At 56.7% G+C, this 15,486-nt stretch carries 14 protein-coding genes, 1 tRNA gene and 1 pseudogene; 9 read left to right on the top strand and 7 right to left on the bottom strand.

Features of this window, described 5'->3' with window-relative positions; translation table 11 throughout:
- Positions 1-152: 152 nt before the first annotated feature.
- The 5 genes and pseudogenes from QX010_RS19200 (at position 153) to QX010_RS19185 (ending at position 3,354) form a co-directional block, all read left to right on the top strand.
- A tRNA-Leu gene (locus QX010_RS19200) sits at positions 153-237 on the top strand.
- Between the two features lie 162 nt (positions 238-399).
- Complete coding sequence (locus QX010_RS19195) at positions 400-1,077, top strand: Arm DNA-binding domain-containing protein (protein ID WP_316181205.1); 678 nt, start codon at positions 400-402, stop codon at positions 1,075-1,077.
- A gap of 39 nt (positions 1,078-1,116) precedes the next feature.
- Positions 1,117-1,338, top strand: a pseudogene (locus tag QX010_RS19190) (DUF3768 domain-containing protein); the annotation flags it as partial.
- Positions 1,339-1,456: 118 nt separating this feature from the next.
- Positions 1,457-1,768 (top strand): peptidoglycan-binding domain-containing protein, encoded by a 312-nt coding sequence (locus tag QX010_RS33075; RefSeq protein ID WP_410051963.1) that lies wholly within the window; start codon positions 1,457-1,459, stop codon positions 1,766-1,768.
- Between the two features lie 14 nt (positions 1,769-1,782).
- Entirely contained in the window at positions 1,783-3,354 is a 1,572-nt protein-coding gene (locus tag QX010_RS19185; protein ID WP_316181281.1) for a hypothetical protein, read from the top strand.
- 667 nt (positions 3,355-4,021) lie between these two features.
- Here the strand turns inward: QX010_RS19185 and QX010_RS19180 are convergent.
- The 5 genes from QX010_RS19180 to QX010_RS19160 all read right to left on the bottom strand — a co-directional run bounded on the left by QX010_RS19180 (position 4,022) and on the right by QX010_RS19160 (position 9,519).
- Positions 4,022-5,302, bottom strand: coding sequence for a TfuA-like protein (locus QX010_RS19180; protein WP_316181204.1), 1,281 nt, complete (start codon positions 5,300-5,302; stop codon positions 4,022-4,024).
- A complete protein-coding gene (locus QX010_RS19175) occupies positions 5,299-6,528 on the bottom strand; it encodes a YcaO-like family protein (RefSeq protein ID WP_316181202.1) in 1,230 nt (409 codons plus the stop codon). Before QX010_RS19175 ends, QX010_RS19180 begins: the two co-directional genes overlap by 4 nt.
- A gap of 26 nt (positions 6,529-6,554) precedes the next feature.
- Positions 6,555-7,715 (bottom strand): hypothetical protein, encoded by a 1,161-nt coding sequence (locus QX010_RS19170; protein ID WP_316181201.1) that lies wholly within the window; start codon positions 7,713-7,715, stop codon positions 6,555-6,557.
- Positions 7,716-7,793: 78 nt separating this feature from the next.
- Positions 7,794-8,030, bottom strand: coding sequence for a hypothetical protein (locus tag QX010_RS19165; protein WP_316181199.1), 237 nt, complete (start codon positions 8,028-8,030; stop codon positions 7,794-7,796).
- A complete protein-coding gene (locus QX010_RS19160; protein WP_316181197.1) occupies positions 8,002-9,519 on the bottom strand; it encodes a radical SAM protein in 1,518 nt (505 codons plus the stop codon). The genes QX010_RS19165 and QX010_RS19160 overlap by 29 nt, the downstream gene beginning before the upstream one ends.
- A 140-nt stretch (positions 9,520-9,659) precedes the next feature.
- Here QX010_RS19160 and QX010_RS19155 point away from each other — a divergent pair, with 140 nt between their 5' ends.
- A complete protein-coding gene (locus tag QX010_RS19155) occupies positions 9,660-11,909 on the top strand; it encodes a S46 family peptidase (protein WP_316181196.1) in 2,250 nt (749 codons plus the stop codon).
- Between the two features lie 129 nt (positions 11,910-12,038).
- On the opposite strand, the gene QX010_RS19150 is transcribed toward QX010_RS19155, so the two are convergent.
- Positions 12,039-12,206, bottom strand: a complete 168-nt coding sequence (locus QX010_RS19150; RefSeq protein ID WP_316181194.1) for a hypothetical protein — start codon at positions 12,204-12,206, stop codon at positions 12,039-12,041.
- Positions 12,207-13,084: 878 nt separating this feature from the next.
- On the opposite strand from QX010_RS19150, the gene QX010_RS19145 reads away from it, so the two are divergent.
- The 3 genes from QX010_RS19145 (at position 13,085) to QX010_RS19135 (ending at position 14,590) form a co-directional block, all read left to right on the top strand.
- A complete protein-coding gene (locus QX010_RS19145) occupies positions 13,085-13,714 on the top strand; it encodes an MvdC/MvdD family ATP grasp protein (RefSeq protein WP_316181192.1) in 630 nt (209 codons plus the stop codon).
- Positions 13,711-14,022, top strand: a complete 312-nt coding sequence (locus tag QX010_RS19140) for a hypothetical protein (RefSeq protein ID WP_316181191.1) — start codon at positions 13,711-13,713, stop codon at positions 14,020-14,022. The genes QX010_RS19145 and QX010_RS19140 overlap by 4 nt, the downstream gene beginning before the upstream one ends.
- A 262-nt stretch (positions 14,023-14,284) precedes the next feature.
- A complete protein-coding gene (locus QX010_RS19135; RefSeq protein WP_316181189.1) occupies positions 14,285-14,590 on the top strand; it encodes a transposase in 306 nt (101 codons plus the stop codon).
- Positions 14,591-14,599: 9 nt separating this feature from the next.
- On the opposite strand, the gene QX010_RS19130 is transcribed toward QX010_RS19135, so the two are convergent.
- Entirely contained in the window at positions 14,600-15,346 is a 747-nt protein-coding gene (locus tag QX010_RS19130) for an IS5 family transposase (RefSeq protein WP_316181187.1), read from the bottom strand.
- Positions 15,347-15,486: the final 140 nt, after the last annotated feature.

Below are 15,486 nucleotides of genomic sequence, written 5' to 3'. Positions count from 1 at the left end.
CATCCGGTCCCATACCGGGCCGTTCCGGCTCCTACTCCGGCCCGCGAAAGCTGTCGAGATGCGCGCCCATCACGTCCGTGCGGGTTGACCCGGCCCGACCGCCCGCTATAGTCCGCCCGCTTCGCTATGGTTCCTGCACAGGCCCGGCGAATGCCCCTGTGGCGGAACTGGTAGACGCGCTCGACTCAAAATCGAGTTCCGCAAGGAGTGCTGGTTCGATTCCGGCCAGGGGCACCAAGAGCGCTTCTCATAGCGACTCATAGTTTCTCAGAAACCGCTGTGGGACAGGCACTTCTGAGATTTCTTCACGCCAGTTTGACGCATCGCGACTCTAGCTTTCTCCCCCAAATGTGAGTACGTTCGTGAGTACAAAACGGGATCACGAGGAGGCGTACTCACATGAGTCTCTCCCAGTTCGGGATCGATAGAGCGAAGCCGAAAGACAAGCCGTACCTCTTGTCGGATGGCGACGGTTTGCACCTGCGCATTCATCCCAAGGGCGGCCGACAGTGGCGGCTGCGCTTCCGGTTCGGCGGTAAGCCCAACATGATGTCGCTTGGCCCCTACCCTGCCGTCTCCTTGCTGCAGGCACGAAGAAAACGGGACCGGGTCAAGGAGCAACTCGCGGCCGGAATAAATCCGTCGCTGAGCCGGAAGCTCGAAAAGCTGGCCAACTCAGCCGCTGCTCAAAACACGTTCGGCGCGGTCGCAGATGAGCACCTTGCCAACTTGAAGAAGAACGGGGCGGCCGAACAGACGTTCTGCAAGAACCGCTGGATGTTGCAAGACCTCGCTGGCCCCATTCGCAACCGCCCTATCGCCGACATCAAGCCGATCGAAGTGCTCGATCTTCTCAAGAAGGTCGAGGCGAGCGGCAGACGAGACACCGCTCATCGCCTGCGCGCCGTCATCGGAGCCGTATTCCGCTATGCCATCGCGACCCTTCGCGCAGAGACCGATCCCACCTATGCCCTTCGCGGCGCACTATTGAAAGTGAAGGTCAAGCACCGTGCCGCCATCACGGACGAGAAAGAGCTTAGTGCGTTTCTCGTCGCCCTCGACCAGTACGAAGGCTAGCCTATTCTTCAATCGGCCTTCCAGTTTCTCATCCTCACCATGACGCGGCCGGGCGATGTGCGCGGGATGAAGCGTACCGAAGTCAATTTCGACAAGCGCCTGTGGTGCATTCCGGGAGAGCGGATGAAAATGCGCGAGCCGCATGACGTGCCGCTCTCACGCCAAGCTATCGCTAAGATCGATTACTACTCGCCCGACATGCAAGGCGGCTCCGAAAATCCCGCTGATCCCGTAAAGACCGCGCGCGTCCTCACGGTGATGAAGGCCGAGGAGTACCGACGTTGCCGACTCGAGCCCCGCCGCCGCGGGGCTCCTCGTTTTATCCCCAAGTCGTATGGTTTTCTCATGGTCCATGCTATGATGTGCACCATATCGTTGTATGAGCAGTATCCGTATTCAGCCCATCGCCGCTTCTCTTGTTGCCATTACTCTCATCTCGGTTCTAGCGGCCTCTCCACTCCATGCCGCGGCCACCACAACATTCCAGTTCTCGAGGAACCTCCAACTCTGGGAGACCGGCCCCGACGTTCTGCAACTCCAGCAATTTCTCAATGCGCAGGGATTTCTTATAGCGCAGAGTGGCCCTGGCTCTTTGGGCGACGAGACAACGCTTTTCGGTCCCCACACCTACGGCGCGCTCGTGCGTTTTCAGGCGGCACGCGGCCCGCCACCGGATATTTCGGCCCGCTAACAAGAGCGGCGTTTATGCAAACGATGCTGTCTTCAGGCTCTGCATCAGAAATCAGTTTTGGGGGCGGTGCGACTACAACAGCAACCCGACCACCTATCACGTCACCCGCCGCCTCATCGTCCGTCGCGGCATCTTCGACGTGTGCAGCAAGTTCCGGGCTCGCCTGTATCCCCGGCACCAACATCATTCAGCCGCTCTCGGGAACGAGCAGCGGAAACAGCTATCAGCCAGGCTTTGGAGGAGGTGGCGGCTCCTCCCCGGCATCCGACACAACGCCTCCAGAGATTTCAGCGGTCTCTGTAAGCTCAATCTCGTCTTCAACAGAAACTATCATTTGGACGGCCAATGAGCCTGCAACATCCGCGGTAAACTACGGTCTCACAACCAGCTACGGCCTGGCATCATCGTCGTTGGCGCTTTCCACGTCCCACTCCATCACACTCACCGGCCTCACTGCGAGCAGCACCTATGATTTCGATGTCTCGTCGACCGACAAGGCCGGCAACACCGCCGCATCGAACAACCAAACCTTCACGACCGCCGCCTACAACTACTATGTTGATAGCGTAAACGGCAACGATGCAAACCCGGGCACAAGCCCATCATTGGCATTCCAGAATCTCACTGCTCTTCCAACGATAAACTCTGGCCAAAGCGTAGGACTTGCCGCCGACTCCTACTGGCGACAGACCCTCGCGATCGGCACCGGCTCGCCTCTCGTCAACAACGTCACGGTTGCCATGTATGGTACGGGCGCGAAGCCTGTTATAGACGGGGTCGATGCCGTTAATGCCGGAGATTGGAGCAAGACCGGCGGTTTTACAAATCTCTACCAAGCAACCGAGTCGCTACCCGGAGCTGGTAGTTGGGTTAATGTTTTTGAAAACGGTCAATTTCTCCAGAACGTCGCAAGCCATGCAACGGCTGATGCGACGGCCTGCTCGTATTACATTTCAGATATGACCCTCACGAGCGCGCCCATTTATGTTCACACGTGCGACGGCTCCAATCCCGGATCAAACGGAAAGACCTACGAGTATACGCGTCGAAGCCTCGTACTACAGGTATGGGGAAACAACGAAACGATTTCTAACGTGAGCACGAAACGTGCGGGGAGCAATAACGGCAGTCTCGTCGTGCAAGGTGATGGATCGGCATCTTATATTCAGGGATGCACTGCGGATCTGGGAGGCAAACACAACATCTTTGCACCTGGCGGAAGCACAATAGATGGCTGCACTTTTACGGATGAGTATTATCCCTCATTCGGTAGCATGGCGGTCTTCTTTGATGGGGTCGGTTCTGGGCTGCCCGTCGTTCTCAAAAATTCGACGTTCACGCAAACACAAAACATCACTGGAAATAATGTAGGCGTATTTACTGCGCATACGGGGTCTGGTTCTTTGGGTACCATAACCGTGGCAACAAGCACCCTTATTGCGACAAATGGCGCAAAGTTGACGGGCATAACAGCCCAAAATGCCCCTTCACTGTTGGTTACCAATGTAATTGCATCAAGCACGACAGCTCTGGTTTCACCGTCGGTCAACACAACAATCAATAATTCACAGCTTGTATCCAGCTAAAGTGGCGGCACTAGTCTGGTCGGTACGTCGGCCAACAACATCTCAATTGCCGTCTCAAATTCCCAAGCCTGTCTGAACAACATATCTAACGGAATTGTGGTTGCACAAAATGTGGGTGCTTCCATAACGTTGACTGGAAATACATTTTACATCGGGCCGACGCAGACGGTAGGCATCTTCAGCATGCCGCGGTCTCTTGCAGCCACCACAACGCTCACTGCTAACAAGGCTGTGAGTACGCTTTCCTCTATCCGAAGGAAGGCCTATATTTCCAGCCTTTCCTGGACCGGTTCGATTCCGGCCAGGCCAGCTACGATCACTGAAGCATAAGGGAATTTTTGTCGCGACCTCTGCCCGATTACACCGGAATCGAACCCGCAGGCGCTCGGAATCGAAGTCCCCATCGCATATCGCATGCGCGCCTTCCGGAACGGGTTTACTGACGGACGATTAACATCGACGCATCGCCAGTGCTTCGGGTTCTTAAGCCGGCGCTCCAAGCCAGTGCTGGCGCGGACCTGTCGCGTCGCCCGCGCCGTCGGATCAGCGCCGCCGGATGACCTTGCAAGGACCGCATCACGTCGCAGACCGCGATCGCCATCTTGCACTGCCGACCAGTGCGCCGAATTTGCCTTCCTGTGGCGGCGGCCGCCCATCGGATTTCGCGTCACCCGGCCTCGTTCGCGATGGCCCGTTTGTACCGCGCCTCCCTAGCGAGCGCCTGACCAAAGTCGGCTTCTGATGCGAAACCCAGGATGCGCGCCCAATGCTTCGATTCGTCAGGCGGCAATCCAATGGTCCGAAAATGGCATTCGAGGGCTTGCCTCACCTCTGTGGCTGAAAATGGCTCACGATCATTCTGCAGACGCAGCTGCTTGTCGAGCCCGCGTCGTAAAAGCCGTTGGTATTGGCCGGAAGCAACGGTAACGTTCACCAAGCCTTTTTCCGCTCGCGGAGCCATTTGAGCCAGCGCCCGCTGCGCCGATTGCTCGCTGGATGCCAGCGTCAGAAGCTCGATCGCCTCTATCCTACTCGCGGCAAGGCCGTACCTAGTTCGCAATTCATCGAGATTTGAGATCTCGACCGGGCTGTACCGCTCGAAGAGCGGACCGCTCAGGGCAAACTCCCGTAGAAGCGCACTCTCGAATGCGTGCGCGTAGTCCGTTGGAGATAGCCTTAGTTCCTCAAGAACGATTTCCGCCTCCAAGCTCGCCTCCAGTGAAAGATGTCCACTGGAAAACTCGTGAACTAGTCGATCCCAGAAGATCGTATTGATAAAGCCGCCTTGAACAGTAGGATCAAACTCAGCACGGTCAGCCTTCATCGCGTGCAGCATGTCGCGCGCGTCAATTGCCTTCTGGTCGACGCTTCCGGTAGTGATCCAATCTTTAAGGCGAGCTGCGCAGGCGGGGTCGGTCTGCATCATCGCATCGAAGAGCACATCATAAGTTCGGTCGGCGAAAAATATCTGCTTAGCGAGCGTTTCACAGCGACGGCGGTCGCCGATATCTATCACACCAGCTTCGGTCGCGGCAACGAGTGTGCGCCGCACATTCACCATAGCCACCGAGACCGGTTCAAACTGAAGCTCCGCAGGTGCATGTGCGACGGCTACCTCGTCGTCATCGGTGAGTTCGCCGCGCTGATAGGCGCTGAAAATCCAACCAACGCCTTCCATGCCAAACGGCCCCAATTCCGCCGCGCGAAGCGCCCCCATACTGGCGGCGCCATAGACCCGAATGCCCTGTGAAAGCGCCCACATGATCTCCTTGTGAAGAACAGACGGGCGGTCGCCAAAATATCCGTCGATTATACCAATTGCTCGTGGTCGGCTCAGTCCTATGCGGTAGATGTCACCCCTAGCGACGGGTGGCAGATAGTGCGCTGACAGTAGGGTCTTAGCTTCGTCAAGCGGCAGACTAGGGCCCAAAAATACATAATCAGTCATGCCGACTTTCGCCCCCGAAGCCGCCGTCCGATTGTGTATTCTTCCGATATGGCAGCAGATTCTAGCCCCGGGATCACGACACGCACCACAGGAATGTTCATGTCATCGCGCGAGAGATCAACCGCGACGACTGGACCCAGCCCCGCCGCCGCCACCATGTTCTTCAGCACGGCAAGATCGCCTTCGAAAGTCGGTGTCGCTAGGCTCGGAACAGATCGGAAAGACATGACTGGCGGTTGCGCCCCCTCTGCGAACTCACTAACAGAACCGGTCAGCGTGCGATACAGCGCAAACGACAGGTCGTCGCGCGATCCTGCGATCGCCGTGAGACGCGACTGGACCGCCTCGGAGATACTTCGCAACAGAGCAATTCCGGCATCGAGATGGCACCCGGATCCGCCGGCATGGATGGCCGTTCGTGAAGCGCCTTGATGCCGGTCGCGTATCTGGCAGAAAAATGCGGGTACGGCGATGTCGCTGGTCACGTTCCAAATGACGTAGCTGACGCCGGCACGATCGAGTACATCGAGCATCTCGCGGCACGAAGCGTCGGTCACCGACTGTGGATCTACTTGAGTGGACAGCCGGACGGCGTCGTCGAGGGCCTCCCACAGCGTGAGAGCATCGCGCTCTATCAATTCACAAATGGCGTGACATGTGGCTTCCAGTATGTGATTGCCCGATGCCAGACCATTGGTGTTGATCGGGAAGCTGCCCGTTCCGACCGGCGGCCGAATGGCAAAATCAGCGTGCACGCAGTCGAAGGGTACAAGAGTTCCATTACCCGATAAGAGGTCAATGCCTTCGACCCAGAGCACGCGGTCGGTTTCGGCGTACGGATTGCGAACGTATTGAATCATGCCGGCCGGATCGAGCAGTCGCCGGCCGTTCTTGAGTTCGGCGTAGCTTGCTAGGATCAAATCCAGCGCGGTGTTCTCGGCGTGAAAACTTTCCAGCGCTTCCATGATCGCCGAGACTTGTGCGGCGACAAGCGACATTCCCTTGCCTTGTGATACGGAGAGACCGCGAGAACCAGGCCTTATGGCCATCACGACGGGCACACCGATCCTGTCGAGGCCGGTTATGTTCGCGATCCGGGTGATGCCGGCCTTGCCAAATAGCGGCCCTATCTTTTGAAGCGTGGCTTCTACGGTGGCCGTCCGATGGGTCCCATCGGTAAACAATTTTGGCGCGGGCGCGTCCCAATCGGCCAGTTTCGTTCGCATCCGTGGCAACACAGCCTCAACACAAGCTATCCCGCGAGGACGGTCTGATCCGGCACCGGATGCAATTCCGTATAGATCTCGTTATCCGCGGTCACGTAGTGATCCACATTATCTATGCTGACAACGCGGGCAACATGGAACAAAGAGGATAATTCGACTGATCGCAGCCACCAAAGTCCCTGTCGTTCGGCAACCTTCTTGGCCGCGAAGTTGGTGAACTTGTGCGCAAGCAGTCGCTTGAGAGCGTCCCCCGAAGGCGGCGTCAGGAACTGGTCCGACATCATGAGACCGGCAAGGTCATTGAAGATGACGTTCTTGTACTTGGAAACCACCGCAGCCCACACCAGGCGCCCATTCATTTCCACCGGAGCGATGAAATACTGCTCTTCACTGCCGATGACGTTGACCGCTACCGGTTCGGTCGGAACGGCGCCCCCGCCAAGCACGCGACTTCCCTTGCCTACTCCATAGAAGCTCATGTCCGCGATCACTATGTCCAGAACATCTTCAGCGCCGATCACGCCGCCGCCGCCAGATGGTCGTTCCGTCAATTCAAAACTGCCGGCGACTTCGTCGTTGACCTCGCTCACCGTGACCAGGCGGTCTTTCCACAAAGTGTCTCGAGGAATTCGACACGGCGTGAAATAGCTCTCTCGCATGAACTGGTTGAAGGGGTGGAATACGATGCCGGTCTCGCCGCGGCTGGGATCTGCGATCCAAAAACCGGTCAGCCTGCCGGTGGTCCGGGTGTTGTCGTCAAATTCGCCCTGCACCCCCGCAATGACGACCCAGTGACCTCCCGACCAGACAAGGCCTGCAACGGGGCATTGATATTGCAGGATCGTCCTTGCAGCCTTGTTCACGGCGAGCGTGAATTGCTCGCTGGCGATGTCCTGAACCTTGACCTTGCGCGTGATGGCTTCGAAGGAGTCGAGGTATGTGCTGACGGCGCGTGGATCTGTGTACCAGACGCCGTTGGATTGTGGGGCAAGCAGAGGCCGCGTAGCATTCCAGATATTGGTCTGCGTGTCCTCAATATTATAAGACTTCAAAATCATCTGCAGGCAGGCAGCTCCGCAATATCGTAGTGGATCCTCCTGCACCGCTCGAGTGACGTTCAACTGGACGTCATCAAAACCCTTTGCGCGGACATCAAAAAAGGCGCTACGGCTCTTTCGCCGCCTCATGGGTCTCGCCTCCAAATTCGAACCCTCATCACTCCGCGCTAGGAATGACGAGGGATCTGCACTGAGAAAGAGCGCCGTCTAGGAGCCGGTGCCGCAGATGAAGCATTCCTTGCCGCCGCCGATGCCGCCGGCCTTGTCCTTCAATTCGATCACACGCTTCAAATTCAGGATCGCGATCTGGTCGTTGGTCAAATCCTTTGCATCCTCCGCATCCCAGGTCTCCGCCTGCTTGAAAAGATCATTCAAAGAAACATTCCCTTGGTCGAGACTTACACGATTAGGCATTTCACGCTCCTTGCGCTGCAGTAAAATCACGACTCATCTTCAGTGTGTATTCGCCCGTGATAATTTTGTGCTGCTCCATGGCGTGGAGGACTCTTGCTACGGCCACGGGATCCTTGGCAACTACTGGCATCCATTGCAGGATACGCAGGGTGGCGGTCTCCTGGAAGGCCTTGTAGAAAGCGCTTTGCTCCAGTCCTCCGCTGGAGTTGAGCATATCAGCGACACAAATGTCGCCGACCACGCCTCTGTACCAAGGAACCCGGGTTCCTCTGGCAGCCATGGCTTCCCATTTGTGCGCGGCCCTGAATTCCTGGCGCCGATCCTCAAGCTCTGTCTTCGACGTCCACTTGCTTCCGTAAGCCGACGTCGACTTCTCAGCGAATGTATAGCACGCCATCAACTCGCCAGAGGGAAAGATCGTGGTGAGATTGGAAGCGGTGCAAGCATGTTCGTAGGGCAACGCGGTCTCGCGAACGATCCCGTAGATAAATCTGAATATATTGTTGTCGTAGAGCCAACGACCGTCGTTTGGCGAGATGAAGGCACTAGTCATGGCCTCCATGATGGCATCGACAGCCTCCACGACCTGGGCACGTGCCATCTGAAGCGGTTCTTCGCCCATCTCATGGCTAGCCGCATCACCCAGGCTTTCCAGGAACTGAACCTTCGAGAGCGGCGCGATCTCGTTGAGGTATTTGATCATGTCCAGATAGGACATACCGCTGCGCAAATGGCGCTCGTCAAATACTCCGACGACTGCAAACGGAAAATTAGCCGCGGCCAGGTCTCGGCAATAGGCTACGGCACTGGCGTGGCTGCCGCGGCCGTCCGCCCGCGTGCGAACGGCATCGTGAACGTGCGGCGGACCGTCGACCGTAACGGAAACGCTGACGTGATAGCGCTGCCACAAGTCCAGATGCCGCGAGGCTGCCAGGGTACCATTCGTCGTCAGAGCGAAGTGCACCCGTTTCTTCAGCTTGTTTTCCACGAAATCGCAAATGCCCTTGATCAGATCGATCCGCAGGGTCGGTTCGCCGCCGAAAAACTTGATGAAGTCGATATCCGGATTGGCCTCAAACAAGGATTCGATTCGCGTCGTGACCTCGGCTTTTTTCATGTTCGCGACATTTAGTCCGAACGTACCCTGCTTCGCCAAGCAGTAACCGCAAGTCAAATTGCACTGCTGTGATATAATCACGGCTATGCCAGGGGAGTGACGCCGTCTAAGCTTGGCCGGCCCAAGCCGATGCATTTCTCCGCGCAAGTCCGCGGCTATCGTTGGGAATTCGCCAATGTCGACTATGCTGAAGCCGTCGGGCCCCACCCATTCAGAGTTGAATTCATCGTCCCTGAGCGAGTAGGTACGACATAATGCTGGAACAAAAGCGAAGGGTCGAGACCTTCGATCAAGCGAAACAAGCACGTCGCGGTCCAACGGCGATAGTGGCGGCAGCTCTCGCGCGCGCCCCACTTCGGCGCTGGCGGCGGTCACCGAACCATCAAGAACGGACCCCAACATCACCCCCACCCGCTATAATTGCATAGCAATTTGAAAACATTTCAAGCTGCCTGTCAACCACAGATTGCCTAGACAGCGGTCGGGTGCTACGCGTTCCAGGGCGCGCTGACAGTGACCGACCTCCCGGGACCTTCGACCGTTTGAGCGCGTCGACTAACGGCAAGGAGCAGCAGTTGTTGTTTCGCTTTCGCAAACGCTGTCGACACCGCGCGGCTCTTGCCGTGCTCCTTATGTCCTTTTCATCGTTTCTTTCGGACCCATCGGCAGGTGACGAAGGCAAGTGGACGCCAGAGCAGCTTTTGCAATTTCGAGCGGAGCAGTTTCGCAAGCTCGGCCTCCGAATTCGTCCCGACAAATTGTGGGGCTCATCGCGTAGCTTGTTAAGGGCCACGGTCATTGCGAACGGCTGTTCAGGAGCATTCATCTCCCCGCAGGGCCTCGTTGTGACTAACTACCATTGCGTGCTCGACATTCTCCAAAAGCATTCTACTCCGACAGTCGATCTGGTTAGTAACGGGTACCAGGCAACTGGCCGAAAGCAGGAATTGCCGAGCGACGCCACAGTTCGTGTCTTCGATTCGTCGCAAGACGTGACGGCCCAAATATCCCGCGTCCTGCTGCAAGCTCCGGATGACCGCACCCGATTCCATGCCTTTCAGACTGAGGCATCCCGGCTTGCAAGCGAATGCGGACGCCGACAAAATCATAAGTGCCGTGTCGTCACCTATGACGGCGGAGGGCGATTCGTTCTAGTGGACGAGCTGGAATTTAGTGATGTCCGGCTGGTGTTTTCGCCTCCCTCCTCGGTCGCCGATTTCGGCGGCGACCTCGACAACTGGAACTGGCCACGGCACGCCGGGGACGTTGCGCTGCTTCGCGTTTATGCTGGCGCTGACAATCTCCCGGCGGCACCGGCATTGAGCAACCATGAGTTCAATCCCCCGGCGTTCTTCCGGATCAATTCGGACGGTACCGGACCCAATCAGCCCGTCATGATTGTTGGCTATCCTAACCAGACCTTCCGCAACATTACACCTGAAGAATTGCAGGAACGCCAACGGTGGTTGGCGCTGCGTGCCGATTTGTACAAGGCCTGGATCGAAATCTTCGAGCGTGGTTCAAGGGATGCGGCTGTGCGTAGAGCTCTCGCTGCGCGGTTCGATCGAATATCCAATGAGCAAAAAAGCAGCCGCGGCCAAGCCGAAAATTTTATCAAATTCCGGTTGCTGAAGAAAGCCGAAACGGCCGCTAGTGAGGTTATGGCTTGGGCCAAGCACCGGAGCAACTTCTCCAATCTTGGCCGAGCGCGCCAGATGATCGCTGAAATCGTGGCTCGTCGGCAGCCGCATCTGCCGGGCGACCTGCTATTGTCGGAAATCCACAATGGCCCCATGACACTAGCTCGGGCCATCGAGATCGTGCAGCGCGCCCGTATCCCAAATGCCCTCACATGCCCGGGCAATCGAAGTCCCTGTCCGGATCCGGTAAAACCGCGCATGCAGCTGGACGGCCATCAAATGGATTCACCAACGGAGCAAGCCTTGCTGGCCGAACTGCTCGAGCGATTGACAAGCGTCGCCGCTCTTCGGCCGGCATTGGAAGCCTTTCTTGGGCGGGACGCGAGCCGCGAGTCGATTGAAAGGACGGTAAGGGCGGCTCACCAGGCGAGCAAAATTGGAGACCTGCAAGAACAAGCAAAAATGCTAGGCGAAACTACCGACCAATTACGGGCCAGACACGATCCGCTTCTGGACCTCGCGTTTGCTCTTCAGCCCGCGTTCAATGAGGCCAAGGACCGCAAAGAGCGAGACGAAGGCGCAATGCTTCAGTTGCGTCCTTTCTGGACGGCGGCCGTCATTGCCCATGGCCGCGGCCGGATATCTTCGGATGCAAACGCCACCCTTCGTGTCGCGTTCGGACACGTTAGAGGTTACATGGCTCGCGATGCAGTTTGGCTACAGCCGCAGACCACCCTGAAAGGGTTGCTAGAAAGATATACCGGCAAGGGGCCAACTAACTTGCCTGAGAAATTTCTGACTGCAGCGAAGTCGTCCGGGAATAGCCGCTGGATTGATCGCCAGCTTCATACCGTTCCCGTAAATTTCCTCGCCGACCTAGATACAAGCGGCGGAAATTCGGGAAGCGCAGTCGTTAACGGCAAGGGCGAGTTGGTGGGCATCAATTTCGACCGTACATGGGAAAGTGTGGCTAATGATCTCGCGTATAACCACCAATCTACTCGAAACATAAGTCTCGACGTCCGATATCTGCTTTGGCTGCTCGACACGTATTGGAGAGGCTACGCAGGGGTGCGCGACGAGTTGATGGGTCCATGCCGCGGGAAGGACCGGCAGGGCGCCTGCGACGGAAAATACCGTCTAGTTGAATGAGCAACAGGTTTGGGCCGTCGCCGTCAGAGAATTTGATAGGTCAAATGTTCGTCCAATCGAACCGCATTCGACCAGAAATGTAAACGTCAACCGAAGCTCCTAGAGGCGCTTCTCGTGAGTTAGTAAGGCTCAACTTAAGTGGTGAGCGACACCAAGAAGTTTCGGGAAGGTCCGGCCCTGGGTCTTGGTCGTGCGTTGCGTATTGGCCGCGGTGCTCTCCTCAATCTTGAGCGTACGCCAACGCATCTTGGCGCGGGTGAAGTTGATGCCCTCGTTGCTGATGAGGGTCGACTTCAATTACTAATTGTCAACAGGGCGTAAAGCAAGCTACTATTTGCTTCTTCGAACGGCTGCTGACGCAGGTTGCCAACAGACCCGCTCAAAGATCAGCGTAATCTGCCCGGCAACGTTCCTGGCCCCCGGGAACAATATTAACTTTACGTCTGCCTTGGATCACTCGATGGAGAGACCAATGGGAAATCAAAATGCAAACGCATTTGTCGATCTCGTAAAGAGTGCGCCGACGAAACCAAGCGCGGAAATAGTAACTTTAACTGGTGTTCTTTGGCAGCCCAGTGATCCTTCCAGATTTGGTCTGACATTTGGCGATGGGCGAAGCGCCACGTTCGATTTAGCAACTGTGAAATCGCATTTGGTCTTATACTCCTCCGTGGGAGCGACAATCGTACGGGTCGATTTAGACGCGTCTCGCGAGCTTCAATTAAATGATAGAGAGAGGTTTTTGGCATTCGGGGGGTGGGGTACAAGTAGGGCGCACAATTCGACGCATCTTGGAAAGCCGCCAAAGGATCCGATAGGCGATACCTATGACAGTGATCCAATGAGTTTCCATCAAACCGGAAAACCGCCGAAGGATCCGATCGGTGACACCTACGATAATGATGATCCTCGCGGTCAATTTTACGGAAACCGCGTACCGTTTTATGCGCTGCCCCATCGTTCGGCTGTGCCATTCGCCCTAGCTACATCTAGCCAGGTTCCTTCCTATCTAGTTGATTATTTGCAATCATTCACTCGTCATTATCATCCGACGAGAAGAGGTCCTGAAAATACTTGGCCTTGGGCACCGGATGTAACTTCGTATTCCTAAAGACCAAATTTGATGGTCCGCCATATGTGGTGAAGCGCTTTCGCCAAAGCGCGGCAGGAACTAAATGACCGTTCTAATTCTATCTGAGACCTACGATATTCACGCTCAAGCAGTGATGGAGGCGCTCAGAGAGCGTGGCTCCCAAGTGGAACTGCTCGATCTTTCAGAATTTCCTACCCGGCTTTCTCTTTCCATGGAATTCAGGGAAAGTGATCGCCGGTTTGAGCTGACGCGACGGAGCGGAGGGAGTCTGGATCTGAGCAGCATCAGATCCGTGTGGTGGCGTCGTCCACAGCCGATCCGCTTGCCATCCGACATGTTGCCTGTTCACCGACAATTTGCATCGTCAGAAGCAAATACAGCCTTTTGCGGTCTTTGGCAGTCGATGCGCGCGCGCTGGATCAATGTGCCTGCGCGCGATTCGTCGGCAGCGCATAAACCGTACCAACTTGCGCTCGCGCAGGAGATCGGCCTTCAAATTCCAGAGACGTTGATGACGAACAACGCCTCCGAGGCTAGCGCGTTTTGGCGCCGTCATGAGGGAGAAGTCATCCACAAGCAATTCGTCGCTAAGGAAGGTACCTGGCGCGAAACCAGGCGACTATCGAAATATGATGAAGAACATTTGGCCTCAGTCAATCATGCCCCGGTGAGTTTCAACGGCATGTTCCCGCAGTTGCTGATTTACGAGTGACTGCGGTCGACAAAGCATTTTTCGCGGCAAGCGCAGATGTTCGCAACGCGATATATCCGCAGGATGTGCGGATGAATCTAGATGTAAAATACGAACCACACGATCTTCCCGATGACATCGCGGCGTCCCTAAAGACATTAATGCATAAATTAGGGCTCGTGTATGGCGCTATTGATCTCAGACTGACTCCGGATGGACAGTACGTTTTTTTGGAGATTAATCCCGCCGGCCAATTCTTGTTTATAGAACAAGCAACTGGCCAGAAGATTTCTGCGGCACTTGCTGATGCGTTGCTTGCCGAGACGTGAGCAAATGAAGCGATCGTATGTGCTGCAGGTGAGGTGAGATAGCGCCGTGAACGGACACTGCCAGTCGGTTCGCTGTGGCGTACTACCAGCGCATAGCACGACATTGCGCTTGATCAGCGATCCCCAAAAGTGGAGACCTTTGCACGGATGGGGAACGTGATTCCCTTTTTACCGGATGAGTCGCGGAGGGCGAGATGGGTCAGCGGCGGATTGGTCAGGACTGTTGGGTGCGGCGGTGAGCAGGCGTGGTAGCCGGCGAGAGGTGCCGGACGAACTCAACGGTCTGCAGGACTGGTCGGCATTCGAACGATTGTTAGCCGTGATCCCGGTGGTGGCCAAGGGAGAGCCGTCATTCCCGCCCCTGATGATGTTCAAGGTAATACTGCTGCAACGCTGGTACGGGCTTGGGGACCCGGCGATGGAGGACGCATTGTTCGACCGGCTGAGTTTCCAGCGGTTTGCCGGGCTTTCGCTTGAGGACGAGACGCCGGACCACAGCACGATCTCGCGGTTCCGGGAGCGACTGACCAAAGATGGACTGATTGAGAGCCTGTTCGCCGAACTTTAGGGTCCGGACTCAATTGATCCACCAAGTGATCGCAGCGGCCAACAGGATTGCGGACAGGAAGATGTCTGCGCGCTTGTCGTATCGGGTTGCGATGCGGCGGAAGTCCTTGAGACGGCAGAACATCCGCTCGATGACGTTGCGGCCTTTGTAGGCGGCCTTATCGTAGCGATGCGGATGCTTGCGGGTCGGATTTGGCGGGATCACGGCCTTGATGCGGCGTGCGGCCAGTTCGTCGCGCAGGCTCCTGGCGTCGTAGGCTCGATCGGCCAGCAGACGGCGCGGGGTACGAACCATGCCGATCAAACCGCGTGCACCGACCAAGTCGTGGGTGTTGCCAGGGGTAATCAGGAAGGCAAGCGGACGGCCGATATCGTCGGTCAGCGCGTGGATTTTGGTGGTCTGCCCGCCGCGCGAGCGGCCGATCGCATTGTTGAAGCCCCCCCCTTTTGCGCCGGCCGCGGAGCGATGGGCTTTGATGTAGGTGGAATCCACCGACATCGATCCGTACATGCCGCTCGATCCGGTCAGGGCGTAAAAAATATCCGTCCAAATCCCCTGTCGGCTCCAGCGGTTGAAGCGGTTGTAGACCGTCGTGTAGGGGCCATAGACTTCCGGGCAATCGCGCCAGCGCGAACCAGATCTCAGCGTGTGCATAATGCCGCTGATCACGCGTCTATCATCGACCCGATGCGCTCCCTTGCGCCCTCGTGGCAACAACGGCTCAATCCGCCGCCATTCCGCATCGCTGAGCCACATTCCGCATCGCTGAGCCAGTAGACCTGCTTTGCCATTCAAGCCTCCCCTTCCGCTGAGAAGCTTGAATCACAGTCCAATTCCAGATGGAATCCCTATTGAGTACAGACCCTAGAGCACCCGTTCGATGCCGTGTTTGGTTC

The organism is Bradyrhizobium sp. SZCCHNRI1009, assembly GCF_032487575.1.
Taxonomy (GTDB): domain Bacteria; phylum Pseudomonadota; class Alphaproteobacteria; order Rhizobiales; family Xanthobacteraceae; genus Bradyrhizobium.
The sequence above is the reverse complement of the archived record's forward strand: the minus strand, read 5'-3'. Positions and strand labels throughout refer to the sequence as shown.

What these genes read in the sequence shown, in the direction of transcription:
- QX010_RS19195 (WP_316181205.1), top strand. Translation starts at nt 400, where the DNA reads ATGAGTCTCTCCCAGTTCGGGATCGATAGAGCGAAGCCGAAAGACAAG.
- QX010_RS33075 (WP_410051963.1), top strand. Translation starts at nt 1,457, where the DNA reads ATGAGCAGTATCCGTATTCAGCCCATCGCCGCTTCTCTTGTTGCCATT.
- QX010_RS19185 (WP_316181281.1), top strand. Translation starts at nt 1,783, where the DNA reads ATGCAAACGATGCTGTCTTCAGGCTCTGCATCAGAAATCAGTTTTGGG.
- QX010_RS19180 (WP_316181204.1), bottom strand. Translation starts at nt 5,302, where the DNA reads ATGACTGATTATGTATTTTTGGGCCCTAGTCTGCCGCTTGACGAAGCT.
- QX010_RS19175 (WP_316181202.1), bottom strand. Translation starts at nt 6,528, where the DNA reads ATGCGAACGAAACTGGCCGATTGGGACGCGCCCGCGCCAAAATTGTTT.
- QX010_RS19170 (WP_316181201.1), bottom strand. Translation starts at nt 7,715, where the DNA reads ATGAGGCGGCGAAAGAGCCGTAGCGCCTTTTTTGATGTCCGCGCAAAG.
- QX010_RS19160 (WP_316181197.1), bottom strand. Translation starts at nt 9,519, where the DNA reads ATGTTGGGGTCCGTTCTTGATGGTTCGGTGACCGCCGCCAGCGCCGAA.
- QX010_RS19145 (WP_316181192.1), top strand. Translation starts at nt 13,085, where the DNA reads ATGACCGTTCTAATTCTATCTGAGACCTACGATATTCACGCTCAAGCA.
- QX010_RS19130 (WP_316181187.1), bottom strand. Translation starts at nt 15,346, where the DNA reads ATGTGGCTCAGCGATGCGGAATGGCGGCGGATTGAGCCGTTGTTGCCA.